The 22,961-nt window shown below is 35.7% G+C and carries 19 protein-coding genes and 2 pseudogenes; 4 read left to right on the top strand and 17 right to left on the bottom strand.

Translation table 11 applies throughout. The features are described 5' to 3' along the window. Positions 1–61: 61 nt before the first annotated feature. Positions 62–2,998, bottom strand: a complete 2,937-nt coding sequence (locus tag ACUN26_RS02180) for a YhgE/Pip domain-containing protein (RefSeq protein WP_000871861.1) — start codon at positions 2,996–2,998, stop codon at positions 62–64. 215 nt (positions 2,999–3,213) lie between these two features. Continuing rightward, the gene (locus tag ACUN26_RS02175) at positions 3,214–3,786 is read right to left on the bottom strand and encodes a TetR/AcrR family transcriptional regulator (RefSeq protein WP_000963370.1); all 573 of its coding nucleotides are present in this window, start codon (positions 3,784–3,786) and stop codon (positions 3,214–3,216) included. 326 nt (positions 3,787–4,112) lie between these two features. Here ACUN26_RS02175 and ACUN26_RS02170 point away from each other — a divergent pair, with 326 nt between their 5' ends. Continuing rightward, on the top strand, positions 4,113–4,958 hold the full coding sequence (locus ACUN26_RS02170) for a hypothetical protein (protein WP_000984181.1): 846 nt from the start codon (positions 4,113–4,115) through the stop codon (positions 4,956–4,958). Between the two features lie 47 nt (positions 4,959–5,005). Here ACUN26_RS02170 and ACUN26_RS02165 read toward each other — a convergent pair whose 3' ends face one another. The 7 genes from ACUN26_RS02165 to ACUN26_RS02135 form a co-directional block, all read right to left on the bottom strand. Then, a complete protein-coding gene (locus tag ACUN26_RS02165; RefSeq protein WP_001198066.1) occupies positions 5,006–5,305 on the bottom strand; it encodes a hypothetical protein in 300 nt (99 codons plus the stop codon). A gap of 364 nt (positions 5,306–5,669) precedes the next feature. Further along, positions 5,670–5,972, bottom strand: a complete 303-nt coding sequence (locus ACUN26_RS02160) for a hypothetical protein (RefSeq protein WP_000226526.1) — start codon at positions 5,970–5,972, stop codon at positions 5,670–5,672. Between the two features lie 142 nt (positions 5,973–6,114). Beyond that, positions 6,115–8,481: a DUF6359 domain-containing protein gene (locus ACUN26_RS02155; RefSeq protein WP_033657321.1), complete on the bottom strand. Its 2,367-nt coding sequence runs from the start codon at positions 8,479–8,481 to the stop codon at positions 6,115–6,117. 211 nt (positions 8,482–8,692) lie between these two features. Next, on the bottom strand, positions 8,693–10,120 hold the full coding sequence (hemY, locus tag ACUN26_RS02150; RefSeq protein WP_001228058.1) for a protoporphyrinogen oxidase: 1,428 nt from the start codon (positions 10,118–10,120) through the stop codon (positions 8,693–8,695). A gap of 19 nt (positions 10,121–10,139) precedes the next feature. Then, positions 10,140–11,075 carry a ferrochelatase gene (hemH, locus tag ACUN26_RS02145; RefSeq protein ID WP_000726795.1) on the bottom strand — a complete coding sequence of 312 codons (936 nt, stop codon included), beginning with the start codon at positions 11,073–11,075 and terminating at the stop codon, positions 10,140–10,142. A gap of 14 nt (positions 11,076–11,089) precedes the next feature. Beyond that, complete coding sequence (gene hemE / locus ACUN26_RS02140; protein WP_000252625.1) at positions 11,090–12,136, bottom strand: uroporphyrinogen decarboxylase; 1,047 nt, start codon at positions 12,134–12,136, stop codon at positions 11,090–11,092. A 189-nt stretch (positions 12,137–12,325) separates the two neighbouring features. After that, the gene (locus ACUN26_RS02135; protein WP_000756256.1) at positions 12,326–14,443 is read right to left on the bottom strand and encodes a transglycosylase domain-containing protein; all 2,118 of its coding nucleotides are present in this window, start codon (positions 14,441–14,443) and stop codon (positions 12,326–12,328) included. A 127-nt stretch (positions 14,444–14,570) separates the two neighbouring features. On the opposite strand from ACUN26_RS02135, the gene hmoB reads away from it, so the two are divergent. Next, the gene (gene hmoB, locus ACUN26_RS02130) at positions 14,571–15,074 is read left to right on the top strand and encodes a heme-degrading monooxygenase HmoB (protein WP_445540868.1); all 504 of its coding nucleotides are present in this window, start codon (positions 14,571–14,573) and stop codon (positions 15,072–15,074) included. A 129-nt stretch (positions 15,075–15,203) separates the two neighbouring features. Here the strand turns inward: hmoB and ACUN26_RS02125 are convergent, their stop codons facing one another. The 4 genes and pseudogenes from ACUN26_RS02125 to ACUN26_RS02110 all read right to left on the bottom strand — a co-directional run. Then, on the bottom strand, positions 15,204–16,619 hold the full coding sequence (locus tag ACUN26_RS02125; protein WP_000278162.1) for a PH domain-containing protein: 1,416 nt from the start codon (positions 16,617–16,619) through the stop codon (positions 15,204–15,206). Further along, on the bottom strand, positions 16,612–17,088 hold the full coding sequence (locus ACUN26_RS02120) for a PH domain-containing protein (protein WP_001182713.1): 477 nt from the start codon (positions 17,086–17,088) through the stop codon (positions 16,612–16,614). The genes ACUN26_RS02125 and ACUN26_RS02120 overlap by 8 nt, the downstream gene beginning before the upstream one ends. A gap of 75 nt (positions 17,089–17,163) precedes the next feature. After that, positions 17,164–17,460, bottom strand: coding sequence for a hypothetical protein (locus tag ACUN26_RS02115; RefSeq protein ID WP_000606832.1), 297 nt, complete (start codon positions 17,458–17,460; stop codon positions 17,164–17,166). Positions 17,461–17,820: 360 nt separating this feature from the next. Continuing rightward, positions 17,821–17,934: pseudogene (locus tag ACUN26_RS02110) on the bottom strand (MerR family transcriptional regulator); the annotation flags it as partial. 37 nt (positions 17,935–17,971) lie between these two features. On the opposite strand from ACUN26_RS02110, the gene ACUN26_RS02105 reads away from it, so the two are divergent. Together ACUN26_RS02105 and ACUN26_RS02100 are read left to right on the top strand one after the other, a co-directional pair. Continuing rightward, positions 17,972–18,403 carry a CatA-like O-acetyltransferase gene (locus ACUN26_RS02105; RefSeq protein ID WP_000872488.1) on the top strand — a complete coding sequence of 144 codons (432 nt, stop codon included), beginning with the start codon at positions 17,972–17,974 and terminating at the stop codon, positions 18,401–18,403. Between the two features lie 176 nt (positions 18,404–18,579). Next, complete coding sequence (locus ACUN26_RS02100; RefSeq protein WP_000687253.1) at positions 18,580–19,215, top strand: pentapeptide repeat-containing protein; 636 nt, start codon at positions 18,580–18,582, stop codon at positions 19,213–19,215. 111 nt (positions 19,216–19,326) lie between these two features. Here ACUN26_RS02100 and ACUN26_RS02095 read toward each other — a convergent pair whose 3' ends face one another. The 4 genes and pseudogenes from ACUN26_RS02095 to ACUN26_RS02080 all read right to left on the bottom strand — a co-directional run bounded on the left by ACUN26_RS02095 (position 19,327) and on the right by ACUN26_RS02080 (position 22,789). Then, positions 19,327–20,274 (bottom strand): hypothetical protein, encoded by a 948-nt coding sequence (locus ACUN26_RS02095; protein ID WP_001228812.1) that lies wholly within the window; start codon positions 20,272–20,274, stop codon positions 19,327–19,329. A 682-nt stretch (positions 20,275–20,956) separates the two neighbouring features. Next, a pseudogene (locus ACUN26_RS02090) lies at positions 20,957–21,136 on the bottom strand (LPXTG cell wall anchor domain-containing protein); the annotation flags it as partial. A gap of 202 nt (positions 21,137–21,338) precedes the next feature. Then, positions 21,339–21,782 carry a hypothetical protein gene (locus tag ACUN26_RS02085; protein WP_002038107.1) on the bottom strand — a complete coding sequence of 148 codons (444 nt, stop codon included), beginning with the start codon at positions 21,780–21,782 and terminating at the stop codon, positions 21,339–21,341. Positions 21,783–22,135: 353 nt separating this feature from the next. Continuing rightward, on the bottom strand, positions 22,136–22,789 hold the full coding sequence (locus tag ACUN26_RS02080) for a DUF975 family protein (protein ID WP_000625391.1): 654 nt from the start codon (positions 22,787–22,789) through the stop codon (positions 22,136–22,138). Positions 22,790–22,961: the final 172 nt, after the last annotated feature.

Below are 22,961 nucleotides of genomic sequence, written 5' to 3'. Positions count from 1 at the left end.
GATACAGGCTTTTCATTCCAATGTTTCGTTATTATAAATATTTACCTACAAGGTGCTTTTTTTAAACTTCAATCGATTGATTTTCAACAACATTTCTAAATTGTCGTTTGTGCATCCAAGTTAAGGAAGCGATTGTTCCAAGTGATAATACGACGATAAAGATCATGAGTATTCCTATGTTTTGCCACATGAAGTTAAAGTCTCCGCTTGATACGACTGCTTTCAATCCTGATACAGAGTATGTCATCGGTAACCACGTATTAAATGGTTGTAAAAACTTCGGAATCAATTCTAGTGGGAATGTTCCAGCACTTGTTGTAAGCTGAATAATTAATGTGATGATGGCAATAAATCGCCCTGCATCACCGAATGCTGTTACTAAACATTGAATTAATGCGATAAATGCTAAACTTGTAACGATGCTAAATAATATAAAGTATGGAATACTTTGCACTTCTACACCTAATCCGAACAGTAATATGACATCTGCTACTATCGCTTGAATAATACCGACTGATAGTAAAACGCCGAACTTACTAATAAACCAGCTAAATCCTGATTTTGGAACGCCGACTGTATCGCGTAATGGGTATACGATAGATAATAGTAATGCCCCAACAAATAAACCGAGTGATAAGAAATACGGTGTAAATCCAGTTCCGTAGTTTGGAACTTCCGCTAATTTCTCTGTCTTTACTTTTACAGGGTTTGCAAACATATCAAATGTTTTATTCGTCCCTTTCACTTCACCAGTTTTCTCTGCCCCTTCGCCAAGCTTTTCAGCAAGTTCACCTGAACCGTCGTTTACTTTTACGAGGCCATCTGTTACTTTTCCTGAGCCATCTGCTAGTTTATTTACGCCGTCGATTAACTGTGTTGAGCCAGTTGACATTGTATTTAAACCGCCATTTAGAGTGCCTAATCCTGTTGTTACTTGATTTGAGCCATCTGCTAATTTTGTTACTCCTACAGATAATGTGCCTAAACCGCCTGTTACTTGGCTTGAACCGTCCGCTAATTGCGTTATTCCGCCTGTCATTTGGCCTGCTCCTACAGATAATGTGCCTAAACCACCTGTTACTTGACTTGAGCCATCTGCTAATTGATTTATTCCACCAGTCATTTGGCTTGCCCCTACAGATAATGCACCTAAACCGCCTGTCACTTGGCTTGAACCGTCCGCTAATTGATTTATTCCACCTGCCATTTGGTTTGCTCCTACGGATAATGCGCCTAATCCTTCTGTTACCTTCCCAGATCCATCTACTAATTGATTTGCTCCATCAATCAATTGACCAGATCCGTTCTTCAATTTATCAGCACCTAATTTTGCCTTACCTAAACCTTCACCAAATCCATGAAAATTACTAACAAATTCATTTTGTGCGTTCGTTAGTTTCTTAATACCATCCGTTAAAGTTTTAAACCCTTCTGGATTCGGTAGTTTGTTTTGCATTCCACTTGTTGTTTCATTTATTTCACTTTTTAATTGTTTCACTTCTTCGTTTAACTTGTTTGTTCCACCTGCTACCCCGGCAGCCTTCTGCTGAACTGTCGCCGTACTTTTTGCCACATTTGTTATATATGGTTGTAACTGTTCTTGATATTCTTTCGGTAAACTCTCAATTTGCTTTTGCAAGCTCGCTACATCTTGCGCTGCAGTTTTTGCATCCCCTGCGGTTGATTGCGTCAATTCATTTAACTGACTTACGTCTTCTCCAGCTCCATTTATTTTTTCATTTAATGTAGAAGGAGCTTTTGACTGTATTACCTCTAAGCCTGCAACAGAATTTTGTACGTTACTATTTAACTCCTGCAAACCCTTTTGAATCTCTTGAGCCCTTGTCTCTAATTGGCTTTGCCCTTCAACAAGTTCTCCCATACCATTTGATAAGTCAATTGTTCCTGTTTTTAATTCACCTGTTTTACTTACTAATGTATTCAAACCTGCTGTTACTTTTCCTGAACCGTCTACTAATTTCCCTATACCAGTCTGCATCTCACCCGCTTTACCATTTAACGTATTTAAACCTGCTGTTACTTTTCCTGAACCGTCTACTAATTTCCCTATACCAGTCTGCATCTCACCTGTTTTGTTATTTAATGTATTTAGACCTGCTGTTACTTTTCCTGAACCGTCTACTAATTTCCCTATACCAGTCTGCATTTCACCCGTTTTGCCATTTAACGTATTTAAACCTGCCGTTACTTTTCCGGATCCATCTTGTAATTTGCCTATACCTGTTTTGCTATTTAATGTATTTAAACCATCTGTTACTTTTCCTGACCCATCTACTAATTTATTTGATCCATCTGCTAATTTCTGAACTCCATCCTTCATCTCCCCAGACTTCCCTTGAAGTGTATGAAGGCCATCCGTCACTTTACTTGAACCATCATGCAGCTCACTTGATCCGTCATGTAGTTTATTTGCCCCTTCCGCCCCATCTGCTAATCCTTTTGAGACGTCTTGAATGGAATCAAACATTTTCTCTGCATATGTTTTCGTTAACGTACTTGCTACTTCACCTTTAATTTTTTCAATGGCTGTTCCACCAATTTGTGAAGATAAGAAGTTTAAGCTTTCGTTTGGAATGTATTCTAAGTTTAATGGTTTCGGATCATCTTTTAATAACGTTGTAGCGTTACTTGAGAAGTCATCAGGAATGCGTACTAACATGTAATATTTTCTGCCTTCCATTCCTTTTTTCGCTTCTTTTTCACTTACAAATTCCCATTTAAAACTTGTGTTATCTTTTAAATTATCAACGAGCCCTTTTCCGACCTCAATTGGTTTTCCATCAAATACTGCACCTTTATCTAAATTGACTACCGCAACTGGTAAATCATCTAACTGTTTATACGGATCCCAAAAGGCCCATAAAAACATACCTGCATATAAAATTGGTACGAATAATACCGCGATAATTGGAATTAATATTTTTTTACTTTTTATAATTTCAGTAAACTCTTTACGAAGTAACTGATTCCATTTCATCATTTCTCCCCCTTTATCAAAATGACTAAAATGTTCATTTAGTCATTTTCACCCAAACAAAAAGGCTATACTTATTCATACATATGCCTTATCCCCGAATTTATACTATGCAACTGTTCCTTACTATGAAGTGAATATTTATATTATCCCTCCTAAAATAAATATATGACTACTTTGTTCAATTGGTCATTTTTTATAATAATAAAAGGATTATCTTAGTTTGACAATCCTTTTAATAAATAAAGTTCAAATAATTCTGCAATTTTTTCTTTTTCTAGCGGTTCATGATTTTTTTCCCAATCAAAAATGAGCGATACGTATAGGCGAAGCATAATAAATGCTGTAATTTCTGGGTCACATTTGCTAATTTCACCTTTTTCAATCGCAATCTTTAAATACGATTGAATGACAGAAACGATTTCCACATCTACTTGTTGCATCACTTCTTGTACTTCTTTCGTTCCCATATCGCGCTCTTCTTGAATTAACTTAATCATGAGCTGATGTTCTTTTCTAAATTCTAAGATGCTATATAATGCTTTATGTACATTTTCAAAAAATGAAACATCTGAACGAATTGCGTTTTCTGCAACTTGCTTCATTTCTGTAATTAAATTAGAAATAATTTCGCCAAATAGCTCTTCTTTATTTTTGAAAAAAGTATAAATCGTTCCTTTTCCTACATTCGCTAATTTCGCTACTTGATCCATCGTTGTTGCTTTATAACCGAACGCTGAAAAAGACTTTGTTGCAGCTTCAATAATAGAACGTTTTCGATCTATCGCCACATCGTCACCTCCAAAAATGACCAATTGGATAATATAGTCAATCAGTACATCTTTGATATTACCACACACTTACATTCTATACAAGTTCTCTTTTTTATTATTTCCAGTATAAAAAAATTCCAGTCCATTCATATAATACTGTCATAGTGTATCAGATGGAAAGAGAAAAAGAAAAGGTGTTCTTAAGATGTATAGATAAACCTTACTTAACAACAATAAAATTCCTCTTTTTCAAATAATCAAATAAAAAAACAAGAAAATCTTTACAATTAATAGTAATATAGAAAATAGACAAGTTTATCAAAATAGTGGAGGCTTTTTCAGTCATGATGCGTGCGCTTCGTTTAAGTATAAAGCAAGCTTTTTGTAATCGTGTTTCTTTAATTATTATGTTTAGTGGATTAGCTCTTATCTCTATCTATCATTATTATTATGTAATTCGTTATATTGGAGACGGAACGGATGCGTTTGTAACAACGGCTTTTAAATGGATTGGATTTCGCGACAATGAAATGGATGTTTATTTATTATTAATGCCAGTTATTGCAAGTCTTCCCTTTAGTACAAGTTACAACTCAGATAAATCAGATGGTTTTAAGACATTTATAAGTAAAGAAATTTCGTTACTTCCTTATTCAGTAACGAAATATATCGTTACATTTTTTTGCGGAGGACTTCTTTATACGTTTCCATTTATCTTATCATTATTATTTTGCAAATTAACCATTCCAAACGGAGCACCCGCAGCGGGTTCAGGTATTATAAATGACAACGGGATGTTCGCAAACTTATATTACGGCTCCCCCATCACTTATATTATTGTATATATCGGAATTAATTTTTTATTTGCAGGGTTAATGGCTCTTTTAGGACTTGCTGCATCTGCATGGTCACAAAAGGACTATATGGCGATTCTGTTTCCATTTGCAGTTACCTCCATTCCTTACGTCCTGCTCAATACAATATTCCCTACAATAGGCGGAGCACCTATTCATTTATATGATCCAAAGCAACCGTTACAGGGCATGTCATCGTATATATTAACGATACAATGTGCCTTCTTCTTCTTCTTCAGCCTATGCATGTATATAAAAGGCGTACAGCGTGATAGAAAAAGGTACAAAAGAAGATTGCAAAGAAGGGATCGGTGTAGAAAAGCGTTTCAAGCATAAAAACCTAATTTCCTCATGTCTTCTTGGAAATTAGGTTTTTTATTCATTTACGGCGTACCAGCCAATCCCCATAAAATAACAATAGCTACAAAATAAATCGATTTAATAGCTACTACTAAACATAATAAAATAATTGCATATTTACTCAATTCTCTTCTTGCACCTATTAAAGTAAAAATCACTGCCAAGCTAAATGTTATATATGACGTTGTTGTATTTATTAAGTTATACGTAATATCTAAATTTTGCGTAAATCCTGTTACCTCAGCTATAAACTGAAGCATGGCAATACTACTAAAAAAGATTGCGATTTGATTCATTAATTTTCCATTTAATTGTACCTGCATCGTTGCCCCCCTTTTATAAACCTGAATATTCAATTAATTTTACCATGAATTTTACAAAAAAGAGTTTCTATATATAATCTTTTGCAATTAGTTACACTCTATTTTCCAAATAAAATGACCACCGCTACGGTTTGCTTAAGAAACCCTAAAATTCCCCACAGAAATCAAGCTCTAAATAGCTAGATGCCCACCTCAAAATTCAGTGAATACAAGGAGTCAGGTGGGAAATCAACTGCTCGTAAAAGCCCGATTGGTGAAGACTAATAATCGGAATAAAAGTGCACCTCCAATTGTTAGACCGTGTCTAACAATTGGAGGTGCACTTCATAATAATAGGTTTTTCTATAAAAAAACGAACAATACTTTACGGTGTCCCTGCCAACATCCATAAAACCACAATAACAACTATATAAATTATTTGTATTCCTATCGCCGAACATAAAGAAATAATTGCATATTTACTTAATTCCTTTTTCATACCCAATATAGTAAAAATCACAGCTAAACCAAATGCTGTATAAGTGATGCTCTGTCTTATTGTACCTAAATAATGAATACCTAGTGATTGCGTAAGACCTGTTACATCAGCTACAAACTGAATCAATATAAAAACACTCAAAAAAATCGCTAGTTGATTCATTAATTTCCCATTTAGTTGGGCTACCATATATCTACACCTCCCTTTCTACAAAACAGAATATTCTATTAATTATATCGTCAGATTACAAAAAAAGGAATCTCCTCTTTGTAATTAAATGACGATGCAAAAACAAAAAAAGAACGCTTAGTTACCTAAGCGTTCTCTCACTTTAAGAAGCTTTCTTCAAATCAATTTGAGCAAGTACTGGGTCGTGGTCGCTTACACGTCCATGCTCTTTCATAATGTTTGAGTTTAAGTGTACTGGGTCTACAACTGTGTGCGGTGCGATGTTGTTCGTTACTAAAATATGATCTAACACTTGTGCATTCCCTTCATGAATGTACGTGTAACGATTCTCTTTCGGCACAGTGTTTAGCATATCTTTTAAGATTGTTCCCTCTAATGCTTTTAGTGGTTTCGAGAACTCAAAATCGTTCATATCACCTAATACAACAACAGGTGCATTTGCATTCTTTTTCTGAATACCTTGTACGAAATAATTTACTTCTTGCGCTAATTGAATTCGTTTTTCTTCACTCTTTAATACGAGCGGCTGCACTTTTCCAAATGGCGTTGCATCTCCTAGTTTTGAGTTTAAGTGATTTGCAACGACAACAACGTTTTGTCCTTGGAATGTAAATTCTGCTGCTAACGGTTTTCGTGTACTATCAAATAATGCATTTTCGTCTCCAATACGAACTACATTTTTATCAAGTAACTTCGGTACTGTTGCTAATTTCACACGTGATGGGTTATAGAAGAAACCGACGCGAATGTTAGCTCCAGGCGCTCCCCCGTCTTGATTGTTGCTTGGCGCAATTTCTACATACTCATACTTCGGTCCGCGAATTTCTAGAACTGCATCAATGATACGTTTTGCGCTTAATGAAGCATCTGTTGTCCCATCATTAATTGATCCATTATTATCTTGCATTTCCTCTACACCGATAATATCTGGCATTTTTAAATTGTATTTAATAGAATACGCTAACTCTTTTACTTTTTCGTCCGTCGTTTCTTTTTTATTTGCTGAGAAGTTTTCAATGTTATATGTAGCAACTGTTAATTTATCAAGACGTGGCTGAATATTTGCCCCTACTCGCTTAAACCCACCGTCCACTACAGATGGTAATTCCGTCACTGGCGAAATACGGAACGAACCGTAATCATATCCTACTACCCCTGTTATATCTCCTGTGAAAGTATCTCCTACTTTTGCTACATAATCACGAGGTACTTTTACAGAAAGACGCTCTGGGTTTAATTGATTTTCATCTAAAAGAGGTGTACCATATTTCGTTACTACTTTATCCCCGCTATTTTTTACTGTTACATATAAATTTCCGTTTTTCTGAGGTGCAATAATTTTTGGTGTTGGCATCGTAACGCGCATACCTTCTATACTTTCATAAAAGTCGATTGCATCTTCATTTGGATCAAATAAACCGAATGCATCATTATCGATAATTTGATCAGGAATTTTCACACCGTTTTCTCCGAGTACAATGGGTGCTGGTAAAGGTTGATCTTTTGCGATTACAGCAACGCGACTCGCCTTAATTTCCGTCGTTGTTAAGTCTGTTTCAAACCTTTCTGCATATCCAGGCCCAACATATTCTTCTACTTCTCCATCAACTTGAATAAGGTCTCCAACTGCTACATTTGCATCTTTTTTGTATACGTACATACCTTCTGAAGTAGCTGGATCATTATCCGGCTGATTGTCTTCTATATAAAAACCATTTTTATCAAGCGCTGTTACAACGCCTTCCACATTGTATACGTTCTTCCCTTTGTAAGGAGAAATATGTGATTTCCCTTGAATATCATGAATACGAACTGGTTCATTATTTACAATAATAAATGAAAATGTAGAAATCGCCGAAGAAGTAAGTCCTTCTTTCTCTGCGATTGCTTTCACTACACTATTTTCATTCACTACAATTTGTCCGTTATAGCGAACACTTTTATTTGTAGGATTAGAACCATCTAACGTATAGTAAATTGTTGCTCCTTCTGTATTCGTTGTTAATGTTACCGCTGTTCCTTTCGCAACTTCCCCGCCCCCAGGTGAAGCCACTACATCGCTAACACGGTTTTGTTCTTCCCCTTGAAACTTATGAGCTGTTACTGATTTTAAACCCGGACTACTAAAATATAATTCAAGCGTCCCTGTTAAGCTAACTTTCTTCCCAATATTTTCAGGATGATCTTTCACATTCACTGCCGATCTCACATCGCCTTTTGGCAACTGAACAGGCATGATTTTATCTGGATTTGTTTCGTTTGGTGAATCGGCAATTGCCACATTTGTGTCGTCAAACTTAGCCGGATCCTTCGTGTACTTAGAAGGACTTTGCGTATATCCGACAATATATCCTTCCACTATCCCCTTCGTTTTCCCTTGCTGCTTGAATACTTGAATTGCTTTTTCTACCGACATAGAAGTAGTTTCTTCTGCTTGTGCTAAAGTTCCAGTAAATGATAGTAATAGTAATAATGATAAAAAGACACTTAACAATTTCTTCACAGCTATTTTCCTCTCCCTATTTCATATTTTCTCAGCATATCTATCATAACAAATGATTCGTTATATAGAACTATATTTCGACAAGTTTTACAAAAAATTAATCTCAGCTATACGTTTAAAACAAAAATTACTTATGCTAAAAACAGATGGAATATGTAAGGTACAAACTTCTATTTTCCAATAAAAAACTACCACTTCATTAGGAAGTGGTAGTTTTTTATACATTCAAAGCATCTCGTTCACATTCTACTATTTTTTCAATATGTGATAACACACGTTGCGCTGCCAACTCACCTTGCCCAATACAGTCCGGCAAACCAGAACCAGCGTAAGAACTTCCAGCTAAGTACACACCTGGCAATTCTTTCTCCATAAATGTTGTAAGCTTTTTCATTCGCTCGTTATGACCTACTGTATATTGAGGCATCGCTTCTTTCCAGCGGCTTACGATTGCAAACTCCGGGTCCTCTATAATATCCATCGTCTTTCGTAAGTCTTCTAGTACGAGCTGAACGAGTTCCTCTTCGGTTTGTTCTACAATCGCTTCATCACCAGGGCGTCCAACGTAACAGCGAAGAAGTACCTTACCTTCTGGCGTTGTATGCGGCCATTTTTTATGTGTCCACGTACATGCTGTAATGGAGAAGTCACTATTTCGTGATACGACAAATCCCGTTCCATCAATATCGCGCTGAATGGCTGATTTCGGAAAAGCAAGTGCTACATTCGCAACTGATGTGGACGGAATGTTGCGGAAGAAACGAAATTGTTTATACTGCGCAAACATAGAAGGCAATACTTTATGTGAGCTTGCCACTACGATGGCGTCCGCTTCTATTTCTTTTCCGTTACTAAGAGTAATCGTGTAACCATCCCCCAGTTTTGCAACTTTTTCAATGCGAGTTCCCTTTATTATCGTACCTTCATGCATCTTCACTTCGAGAGATTCTACTATAGATTCTAAACCTGTTTTCACCGTTTGGAAGATTCCTTTTTTCGGTTCAGCTTTCTCTTCTTTCGGAGCGAGCGTACGCATACCGAGTGAAATACTACGATGTTTCTGCTCAATTTGATACATTTGCGGGAAGGTCGACATTAAGCTCATTTCATCAATATCCCCTGCATAAATACCCGATAGTAATGGTTCTATTAAGTTTTCAACCACTTCGTTTCCGAGGCGATGTCTGAAAAACTGCCCGAGTGATTGGTCAGATACTGGTTTTGATCTAGGCATTAACAGATCAAAACCAGCTCTTAATTTACCAATTGGGGAGAACAACCCGGAAAATAGAAACGGCGTAATTTGCGTTGGAATTCCCATCATTGATCCACTCGGCATTTTATGTAACCGATTGTTTACGAGAATAAATGATTGACCGGCCTTATTATTTACAAGTTCATCGCCAAGACCTAATTCTCTCACCAATCTAGACGCACTTTCTTTTCGTGCTAAAAAAGAATCCGGTCCGCGTTCAATTGTAAATCCATCTTTTCGAACGGTTTGAATTTTCCCGCCAAGTTTACCCGACGCTTCTACAAGTAATGTATCTATCGGCAAGTCCTTCTCACGAATGTCTTTTTGTAAGTGATACATAGCTGTTAATCCTGTGATACCACCGCCGATGATCACAACTTTTTTCCTCAAGCAGGCTCCCCCTTTCTTCTTACAATACAGATTCTTTTTTCTTTAATACAACATCCGTTAAGCAATCAATGAATGCATCCGATGCGTTTGGCATTTCTGGACGATAATATTTCGCGCCAATTTCATCAGTCACCACTTTACACTCAAAGTCATTATCATATAAAACTTCTAAATGTTCCGCAACAAATCCAACTGGTGCATAAACAAATGAAGTATAACCGTACTTTTCATTTAATTCTCTCGTTAAATCTTGTACATCCGGACCGATCCAAGGATCTGGCGTGTTTCCTGCACTTTGCCATCCTACTGCATAGTTTGCTACTTCAGCGCCCCTTGCAATATAATCAGCTGTTTCATTTAATTGATCTGGATATGGATCGCCGAGTGCGATAATTTTCTCTGGTAAGCTGTGAGCAGATACGATTAATACTGCTTTTTCACGTTCTGCTTCTGACATACCGTTATATATACCTTTCACTGCATCGACCCAATACTGGATAAACTTCGGTTCTTTATACCAGCTATCAATGCCATGAATTGTTAAGTTTCCAAGTTTCTCAGCTTCTTCCTGCGCTCGTCCAACATATGATTTCACACTAAATGTAGAATAGTGAGGCGCAAGAACAAGTGCGATTGCATCCTCTATTTCATCGTTATGCATAGCTTGTACCGCATCTTCAATAAACGGTTCAATATGTTTTAAACCAAGATACATGTGGTACTCTACTTCATCTTGTATTTCATTTAAACGCATTTCTAACTTTTTAGCTTGCTCTAATGTAATAGTAGCTAAAGGAGAAATACCACCAATTGCACGGTAACGCTCTGTTAAATCTTCTAGCATTTCAGGACTTGGCTTTCTTCCTCTGCGAATATGTGTATAGTAACGTTCAATGTCTTCTTCTTTATATGGCGTTCCGTATGCCATTACAAGCAAACCAATTTTCTTTTTCATACAGCCAATCTCCTTTACTTCGCTAACTGTTCTTTAGAGTACTCATGAATAAATGTAGTTAAACGTTTTAATGTATCTGGATTTACTTCTGGGAATACACCGTGACCTAAGTTAAAGATATAACCCGGCTGCTTCATCCCTTGATCTAAAATACCTTTTACATGTTCTTCAATAACAGACCATGGTGCAAGTAAGAACGAAGGATCCATATTACCTTGTACCGCCTTATAAACGCCGCGTGCACGCGCTTCTTCAATCGGTAAACGCCAGTCTAAACCGACTACATCAAGAGGCAGATCATGCCATTCGTTCACTAAATGTGCAGCTCCTACGCCGTGCATAATCATCGGTACACCCATCGTACGAACTTCTGCAAAAATACGTTCCATTGCTGGTTTAATAAATACGCGATAATCTACTACATTTACTGTTCCAACCCATGAATCGAAAATTTGAACTGCTTTTGCTCCTGCGTTAATTTGCGCTTTTAAATATGTAATAACCATATCAGCAAGCTTATCCATTAAAGCGAACCAAGCTTTCGGCTCTGCATACATAAACGCTTTCGTATTATGGTAGTTACGAGATGGACCGCCTTCAATCATATAGCTCGCTAGCGTAAATGGAGCTCCTGAAAAACCGATTAACGGTACGTCTAACATTTCTGTCGTTAATAAACGAATCGTATCTAATATGTACGGTACGTCATCTTCTGGATTGATTTCCCCTAGTTTTTCTACGTCTTGTAAAGAACGGATTGGATTATCAATTACTGGTCCAATACCAGATTTAATTTCTACATCCACACCAATTGCAGGTAGTGGTGACATAATATCTTTATAAAGAATTGCTGCGTCTACGTTATATTGATCAACTGGTAACTTTGTAACGTAAGCACATAACTCTGGATTGTGTGTAATTTCAAATAAAGAATATTTTTCTTTTATCTTTCTATATTCCGGCTGCGAACGACCTGCTTGACGCATATACCATGCTGGTACATACTCTGTACGTTCCCCCCTACATGCTTTTAAAAATGTCTCATTTATAGTTCTTACCAAGACCCTTGCTCCCTTCCCTACCAATGCTTTTGCTTTAAATACGTTCTATTCCGATATTTATCTTTTTTTACTATACAGCTTGTAAAAACAAATTGCATAACATTATGTACGTTGTTCATGAAATTGACACAAACATTCGTAAAACCGCTTACTATTTTCACAACATTCTTATTATAACACAGAGAAAATCTATGGTTTAGCTACTTTTGACTTTTCTCCTTCACGGTTCGTTTGTGTGTTAAATGGCACAACGTAAAAACTCGGTTTTGAGAATATGTTAATAAACTTTTCCTCATATTCTCCGACACCTGTTACAGTACTCACATGCGTATGAATTCCGTTTTCCACTCTATAAATTCGATACATAATTCTTTCATCTGGAAGTGGTGTCCAGCTTAATTTTGCTTTAAATAAACCGAAAGGACTAAATGATAGTTTCATTTTTACATCTTCAATCTTGCGCAACCGAATTGGGGCACCAATCGTTTCTACACCTTCTGGCTGCATAAACTTTTCTTTCTGTTCTACATTTGCCTTCGTTAAAATTTTCTTAAATAACTTCGTTGCAGCTGCACTTTCGCCTTGCAATTTGTGCTCTTTATCCGTGTGATCATAGCCGACCCAAACTGCTCCCACTAAATTCGGCGTATATCCAACAAACCACATATCCCTTGCTCCATTATCATCATTAGGAATTGAAGTGGTACCCGTTTTTCCAGCCAACGCACCGTTATAGACACCTACTTTGGCTGTCCCTTCCTTTACAACTCCTTCTAACATTTTCGTCATATACCATGCTGTTTGTTTCGAGAAGACTTTCGTCTCTACTTTTGGCGATTCTCCAATGACTGCGCCGTGTCTATTTAACACTTTATCAATAACATGTGGCTCAATAATATTGCCGTTTGCTAAAAATGCACGATACATTTTTACAAGATCAAATGGTGAAACACCGTTTTTCAGCCCACCAAGCGCTGTACTTAACCCAGTATCTGCAATATGAACATTTCCTTTCTCTAAATATTGCTTTCCTTCTTCGACCCCTAACTCATTTAATAAAGAAACTGCCGGTACGTTTGCTGAATCTAAAATCGCATCATACATCGTCATTTCTTTCGTATATTGACGATTGTAATTTCGAGGTTCATAACCTTCAAAAGAAGCTTTGTCATTTGTTAATAACGAATACGGATTATACTTTTTCGTTTCTAATGCTGGTGCATAAACGATAAGTGGTTTCAGAACAGAGCCCGGTTGCCTTTTTGCAAAAATACGATTAAATCCTCTCGGGACATACTTTCTTCCGCCAATCGCAGCTTTAATCCCGCCCGTACGATTATCCATTAATAAAAATGCACCTTGCGCCCCATTTTCTTTACCAGGGAAATTGCGCGCATCTTGAAACTGGTTATACGCCACCTTTTGAATCTTTTCATCCATCGATACGACAAACGTATATCCTCCGCGAAGTACTTCTTGATGAGACAATCCGTATAAACGAGCCGCTTCATCTATGACCATATCAATATACGGCATATATGCGAGTTCATTCTCATCTAAGTTTTTATATAGAGCAATTGTCTTTCCTTGATAGCGAACGCTTTCTTCAGCAGTCAAATAACCTTGTCTATGCATAAGTGACAATACTAGATCACGGCGTTCTTTACTCTTCTCTGGAGAAAAATACGGTGAATATCCGTTTGGCGACTTCGGAAGACCTGCAAGCATTGCCCCTTCTTCTACTGTTAAATCTTCTACATTTTTATTAAAATACAACTTTGCTGCAGCTTGAATACCGTAAGCTCCATGTCCAAAATAAATATGATTCATATACATTTCAAGAATTTGTTGCTTCGTATATTTTTGCTCTAATTGAAGGGAGATTGCGACTTCCTTCAACTTACGCGTAAATGTTTTTTCACGAGTTAAAAAGACGTTTTTAGCAAGTTGCTGCGTAATCGTACTACCGCCTTCGACCTTCTCTCCAGCTAACGTGTCTTTATAAAGAGCACGGAATATTGACGGATAATCAATTCCTTGATGCTCATAAAAACGAGAATCTTCCACCGCAATAAACGACTGCTGCACGTATTTTGGAATTTGCTCGATTGGTACGAGGTCTCTATTTTCTACGTATAATTTCGTAATTTCTTTCCCTTTCTGGTCAACGATACGTGATGAAGAGTGGAAAACGAGCTGCTTTTCATCCATCATATAGCCACCAGCTAACACAATAAGTTTATAGATTACAATCGCTAATACAAGCGTCGCTAACCCACCTAATAAAGTCCACTTTACTTTCTTCATACATCGGCCTTCTTTCCAAATGATGGTACATTTATTATTTGAAAAAGAAGTATCTTTATGTATATAATCTTCGAAGTTTTTTAAGAGAGTTGATATAATAGAAACAAATAAGTAAGGGGGCACTAAAATGACGGCTATTATTTCATACGAAACACCTCTAGAACAAGCACATTTCACTGCAAAAAATAATGAAAAAGATATGTTTTATAAAGAAAATACAGAAGAATCTGTAGAAGGATCTCTTCAATATGACGTACTAGATGCTGTTGGCGAATTTAAAGGACAACCTGGCTATATCGTTTGTAACAACATTTCTGTCACAGACGAAGGTCGCCCTGTATTTGAAAACCGTTTTAAAAACCGTGCAGGCCTTATTGAAAACGAACCAGGATTTCAAGCGATCCGCGTTCTACGCCCATTAAGTAACGATACATATGTCATCTTAACGATGTGGGAAACAGAGCAAAACTTTAAAGACTGGACAGAATCACGTTCATTCGAAAACGCTCATAAAAAACGTCCTGCACAAGCAGAGAGACAATCACAGGCTCAGGCGCATCCACATGCAGAACAGCAAAAGAGTATTTTCTCTCGTCCTTCTTTTGTGACTACTTTTGATGTGTTAGTTTAATTAAAAAGTAATACAACACTAGGAGTACGTGAAATTATACCAACGATTTTTCGAATATATCTATCACATCTTGAAATATATCAACGATTCGACTAAAGATATCCATTTAATAACAAAAAGGAAACACCACTACACACCGGTGTTTCCTTTTTCTTTGTACCAATTATATATACGAAGTGTGTCCTCTTTTCGCATGTGCTTCACTTTATAACGATGCCCTGCTACCGATACGGCAGCTGTACATAACTCGTCTTTCTTTTGAAAATATGATTGATTGTACCCCACCGCTTGAATATGCCTTCTACGCATGATTCCTGTATATTTCGCAAGACCTCTGTACACCATCGTTAATTGATTTTCTCTCATCATATAACCGCCGCTAGTATAACGAGCGTATGCGAGTATTGTAAATCCGATACATAGCGGGATAAGAGTGAATAACGCGATATATTGTTTGAAATATATACTCGCACTAACGATCGGCACAGCGAGCACAGCAGTTGTAATCCAGCCCATGATGATGTAACGGCGCAATGCCGCTTTCGGTAAATAAACGATTTCCTCTTCCATTTCATACGGCAACTGTAAATATGCGAGTAACTGCTGCACATCTTTTTTCTTCATAAAAGGATGTAGCATCACTTCATTCCCAGCGGATTCTATACTTTGAATGACTTCTACTTCCACAGAACAATAACCGAAAGGCTGACGGAGAATGCCTTCTTTCACAGTAATTGCTTGAATACGGTGCAATTTTAACACAAACTCTTTCTTATCAAATAACCCTTGTACGATGCGAATTTCATTTCCGTTTCGCTCAATTTTAAAGTTTGCATATTTTAACGCATAGCCTGCTGTTGAAATAACCCAAGAAATTGCCATTAAAATTGCTGCCATAACGATTAATTCATATACACCGTTATCCATCACATACGCTTCCACTTTATTAATGAACCATTCTGGTAGAAATTGATTAAACTCTGTGTAAAGGATTACTAACATAGAAAACACTAATCCAAATCTACCAGATGTAATAGATGCGAATAAAATTTCTTTCGCTTTTAACTGATAAACTGTCTTACTACCTTCTTCCGCAGGCACCTCTTCAGCCACAACGCTTCTTTCTTTATGCAATAAAGCAATTAGTGCCTTCGCTTCATCTTCTTTAATACCAGCTAACATCACTTCTGGCTCACTACCGCCGCCTGCAACTTCTATATTTAATTTTGTAAGTCCAAGTATTTGATAAATGATGTTAGAAGATGTACTAACATTTTGCACACGTTCTTTATTTAAGTAGCTTTCTTTCTTTACAAACACACCATGCTTTATATGTAAAATATTATTCTCAATCCAGTACACTTTGAAATACCATTTCACAGCGGAGAAAATAGCCATCACGAATAAAAGAAACAACAAAACAAAATAAAATAAATACCAAGGCTCATTTTCATCAGAGCGAAATATTACAAGAAGGATAAAAGGAAATAAACCCGAAATTCGAATACTCAATAATATCGTGATCGGATGCTGCCTCTTATACATCCTTATCACTCACTTTCGCAAGTTCTCCAATTTGTCTTTTCAGCTGTTCTGCTTCTTCTTTCGTTAAACCTGGAATACTATGAGAAGTTGCTGCTGTTGAAATGTGTAATTCTGCTAAATTATACTTTCTCATAATCGGCCCTTGCTCAATCGTTACGTGCTGCACACGGATCATCGGAATAAGTACACGTTTTACAACGAACATTCCCTTTTGAATCTCAATCTCTTCTTCATTTAATCTGTAACTATAATAGCGTTGACGTAAATTTGGAAATACAAAATAATCAAGCGGGATAAATGTAATAGCTCCTGTTACTAACAATCCGAACAGCCAACCCCACCAGTTAAAGTTAATCATAAAAAAGAAATACGCAATTACGACTGCTAGTATAACTGCCGCCCCAATTAAAGCGTGAATTCGCCACACTTTCAGCATATTAGAATGAATCTCCCTTTCTAACGGCTGCATCTCATCACTCCAATTATATGAATGTATTACTTATATATTAGTTGGTATATACATTTTTGTAAAATTATAGTTTTTTTACATCGTATCAAGCATTTCTTTAAAATTCCCTTCATTAATCGAATACACTTGAAACTGGATGTAATCTATCTCATTCGTATCTGGTTTAGCAAATGGCAAAATGTTAAATCTCGCCGCCGATCTTCCTAGCATATCTACAATCATAAGAGAAACGCCAATATATTTGAAGTCTATACGGAATACTACTGCTTCTTTTGTAAACTCATAATCTTTAATCGCATCATAAGACTTATTCGCACTTATGAGCGTCACTTTTAATAATTGATTTAAATTTTCTGGTTTAAAATTAATCATATATACAGCTCCTTTTTTTAACAAAAAACTACGAAAATAGTGTAATCTTTTCCTTTCACGGCTTCACACATCAATTATATAAAAAATAAAGCTAGTTTTTTATAAATTTTTTGATATAATTACATACGGGAAAAGGGAAGAATTTTGTCTTCCCTTGTGTTTTTTATTTGCATCTAGTACTTTTGCTAGATGCCTTTTTTTATACTAAAAAAGGCATCTAGTACTTTTGCTAGATGCCTTTTTTTATACTAAAAAAGCATCCTCAAAGTATGTGAGGATACCTTTTCAACAATTGTACTTACATAATCCAGCTTCATTTTCTAGTTTATATTATTTCTGAGTATACTCTAAAGTTCGTTTTCATTCATTCTCTATAAGCAATTGCATTTGGCAACTGTAAGAATCCGTACTAAAAAACTCATCTAATAATTCCACTTCAATGCAATTTTTAATTGTTACATTATTTTTCTCTATTTTTAATGTAACTAAATCGGTTAACAAGATTCCGAATTTGAAGTATGCCCACATAAATAAGCAATTAGTAGAATGGCAAGAATTAGTGCCGACATTTACGAACTTTAATCAAGAAACAGGGCTATTTTATAGTTTATGGTTGGAAGAATTAACAGATTATAGATCAGTTGATCGTGAGTACAAAAGGCTTATAAAAAACTATGCAAACACAACAGATATCGCACCAATGGGAGTTGTTCCGCCCAACGTGGTGAATCTTTCATCCATTCCTTGGATGCATTTTGAACATTTTTCATCTCATCAAGGAGCTATCAAAAATAATGTAACACCAATGATTACTAGTGGAAAGTACGAAAAAGTTGGTTCACAGTTGCTAATGCCAGTGAATATTAAAGTTCATCATGCAACAGTAGATGGCTATCATGTATCGTTGTTTTTTGAAATACTACAACGTGAAATGAACCGTTAATTTTTAGAGAATACATGAGTATGCTTTTATTGCTAAAGTTAATCGAAGTATAGTCATAAAAAATCATTTAAAATAAGAGATGAAATTTCAACACGGCGCTTGCTCGCTGCGTACTAACTATGTATAGAACATACCATTTTTTCTAGCTAACTAATTCAATGAAAGAAGGATATAATATGAAAATTGATAGACCAAAAATTTCGCCAGAGTTATCTTTAAAGAATTTTCACGATATTTTTTATGAAGAAGATTCAACATTAGAAATGTGTGAAATCATCGATTCCACTTTTGAAAATGAATCTGTAGATAGAGTGCGTTTATATAATGCAGTGATAAAAAATTGTAAGTTTACCAATACAGACTTTAGCAGTATTGATATTACAGATGTTTGTTTTGAGAACTGCGATTTATCAAATGTTAATTTAAGCAACTCTTCTGTTCACAGAGTCGAATTTAAAAACAGTAAATTAATTGGCGTTAATTTTACAGAATCTAGCTTAGGAAATGTTACATTTGAAAATTCAATTTTGAATTTAGCTTCACTTGGAAATTCTAAACTAGAAAAGATCATATTTAATGCAACTTCATTAAATAATGCAGATTTTTTTGACTGTAAACTAAAAAAAGTTGAATTCAATTCATGTAGCCTTGACGAAGCAAATTTTGATCAAACATCACTGAAGGGAATAGATATTAGTTCTTCTAATTTTGATACACTTACCGTTTCAGTGAACAATCTAAGAGGATGTAAAGTATCATCATATCAAGCTATTCAGTTTGCAACATTACTCGGATTAATAATTAAAGATTAGTCATAAAGAACGATTTAAAATGTAAAAAGGTATCCTCGTACTTGAAGGATACCTTTTTATTATCTCTATTTTTGACAGATTACTGTTTTGTATCATATTCTTTTCATCAATCTAGTGCACTTCAACAATTGTACCATCTTCGAATACTTTGAATACACCAGTAAATCCTGATCCAGCTGCACCTTCTATTTTATATGTCGTACGCACTCTTATTTGATAATATTTCTTTCCATTTTCTACTTGCGTATTCTCTAACGTGTAATCATATTCTTCTTTATATTCATTTTTAATATATTCTTTAGCTTTCTCAAAAGTAAATGCATCTTGATTCTTTCCTGTCTCTACCTCTTGATTCTTCTCTGGATCTGTTTTTTGGTTCTTTTCTGTTGCTACCTTTTGATTCTTTTCTGCCTCTACTTTTTGGTTCTTTTCTGTTGCTACCTTTTGATTCTTTTCAGGCTCCACTTTTTGACTCGTTCCTGCATCTGTTTTTTGTGCCTTCGGTGCTGCTGTTTCACTCTTTGCAGTTTTTTCCTCTTCACCAATTTTAGTAACTAATCCTACAGCTTTTTTATTATATTCTTCAAAGTTCTTGTTACCTTTCGTTTCGGAAACTAGCTTATCTAATATCTCTTTCGCTTCTGCATAATTTTTCTTACTTATGAACTCTTCACTTTTCGTCAGTTGCTCGCTATATTTCTTTTTTTGTTCTAAGATGGCTAGTAATGCTGTTCGTTCTTCCTTCGCTTGTTTTAACAGCGTATTACTTCCATTCTTCACGCTCTCTACTTTTTCAAATGACTTGATTGACTCTTCTACCTTTGTTTCCTCTTTTAACTTCACTGCTTCAATCATTGCTTTCGTTTGTTCTACAAGTACTTTTACATCTGAATCATCTTTTTTCTCATCTAGCGCTCGTTCAAATGACGATAAGGCTGTTTTATATTCTTTATTCGTTAGTGCAGTCTTTCCCTCATCCATTGCTTTTTCAAAGTTCCCATTACTACATCCAGCCAACATTAAAAATGTAAGTCCAATTACCGTTAATAACTTTCTCATTTTCTCTCCCCCTATATACTCCTAAAACAATAACATCATATGTATAAAAGTCTGTGTAGTACTTAGACTAACAGTAAAATATGTACTACATTGTGTGCGGGAAAGGAAGTACATTTCATTTACTATCATTACTTAAAACTCCTAAATAGTTGGTAGTCTTCTTCTTTTAAGACCGAAAAGAATTTTAATAATGCGGATAAAGCTCCCACTCAAAATCTTTACTACACACTCTCATACACATAGAAAAACCATTTTTAGTTTATAGTTTGTTATTTCTTCAACTTTAAATATTCTCAGTTGATTGGAAATACGAACTACAACTCGTAATCTATCGAAAACATAAGAAAACAAAACGTAACAAAAGTTACGTTTTGTAACTTATCTGTAACACAAATGTAACATAACGTTTTTAAACATACAATAGTTTTTTTTTACATTATTTTCCCTACCTACCGTTGGACTATCCCCCTTCAAACATGTAAGGAAAGAAACTTCTTTCCTTACGCGTTAAAATTAATTAAATAGATAGCCCTTTTTTCAACAAAACACTATGAAAACGTGAGGACATTTATCTTCCCTTGTATTTTTATTTGCATCTAGTACTTTTGCTAGATGCTTTTTTTATGCCAAATAAAATAAAAAAGGTATCCTCAAATACTTGAAGGATACCTTTTCACTTTTATTATCTCTGCTGTTTTCTACCTAATACGAGTAATCCAAAACTCATCATTACAAGAAATGCTCCCATATATGGTTCCACAGGCATTTTCTGTCCTGTCTTCGGTAATTCTTTTTCAGGTTTTTCTGGATTTGGTGTTCCAGGCTTCTCTGGATCTGTTGTTTCCGGTTTTTCTGGACCTGGGGGTTCTTCTTCTATTGTTCTACCCCGCTATTTGCCGGCCAGTAAAACTCCCACCTCAAAATTCAGCTAGAACAAAGGGGTTAGGCGGGAGGTCAACTGTCCATAAATGCCCGATTGGTGAGGGCTAATAATCAGTGGGGAATGAACAAAATCCCCACTGATTAAAGTTTCACCTTATACCCACAACAAAGACAAGTGTATTTCATGTTCCCACTCCATTACTAACTTGTTTTTTCTCCCATATATCCCGACCCACAAAGAATGTAACAGCACAAATCATAGTTATCCCCATGAAAAAAATATTGGAATCTTCATATGTATTTGGAATCCCTACCGTTATGAAAACAATACTAAAAGCTAAGAGTAAATATAATAATACAGATATAATATAGCTCAATTTAAATCGTAAAATGATACCTCTAAACAATATCTCACCAAGAAGACATCCACCTAAAATAATAGGTACTCCGAAATACAATGTAAGGACTCCCATTTGCGAAATAGATTGAATTATCTTTCCAAGTATGTTCGGCGAAATCATCTCATTATTTTTTCCCATCCTATCATATAAATCAAGTGCCGTTGCTGAAATAAAGAAACTTAATATAGAAAATGAATACGGAATTAAAAATTTGCTCACTCTCATTCACCTCACTTTTTTCCTTTCATATATATTATTCACTATTTTCTATCATTTTCACATAAAAAAATAACCCTCTATGATAAAACATAGAGGGAAGAATTTCTATATAAAAACCTATACCTTATCCTGAAGTGAATTCCGAAAACAGAACACATATCAAAACACCTAAACCATCTGCTCCCTATATTCGGTTTAGATGTTTTATCCCGCTATTTGCGGGCAGTAAGACCCCCACCTCAAAATTTAGCGAAAGCAAAGAAGTTAGGTGAGGAATCAACTGCCCGTAAACACCCGATTAGTTCAACTAATAATCAGTGGGGATAAAGAACCCCCCACTGATTATTAGTTGAACTTTATTAGAAAGTAGTACCTTCTTTTTTGTAATATTCTTTTGAAATCTCTTCATAAAACGCTGCCGATGTCGAATAGAAGTAAGGTGCTAACCATAAGAAACCGATTCCTATAGTAAGAATACTTAAGATGAACCAGCCAAGGAAACTTAAGCATAGTAAAAAGTAATCCATTTTATGTCCGTTCATCATATGGCGACTTTCGGTAATTGCTTGATTCGCTGTGTATTCTGGATGATCATTCAAAATAAAATACGTCATAGAATAAGAAAATGATTTAATAATACCCGGAATAATAAGAAGTAATGTCCATAGAATTACGTATACATACATTAGTAAATATGTTAAAAATGCCTTCATAAACTTACTTCCATCGCTAAACCATCTAAATACATGACCAATACTAGCATTAGTTCCACGAATTACATTTAAAACTAGGTAATAAGCACCCGTTGTTAACGGACCGATAATAAGCATTGCAATAATAGTTACTGTAAGCGAATCACTTGCTTCTTCCCAACCCCAAAACATTGAGAAAATACCTGTGGTTAGAAATTCCACAGCTCCAATAAGAATTCCAATTAATAAGGTTGCTCCTACCGCTAATCCCCATTTTCCTTTTAATGCATCAAGTGCTTCTCTTTTCAACTGACTTATCATACATAGCCTCCTAATATTATTTCTACATTAGTATACCATTTATATCAAATATTTCACGAATTTCCCTGAAATAGAAGTATACTTCCTTTTCCCTGATACATATTCATTTATGTGCGCTGTAGTACTCATATATGGATTGGACTAAAGAAAACTTAGTTCAATTGTAAACTAC

Source organism: Bacillus sp. WC2503 (assembly GCF_052682895.1).
The sequence above is the reverse complement of the archived record's forward strand: the minus strand, read 5'-3'. Positions and strand labels throughout refer to the sequence as shown.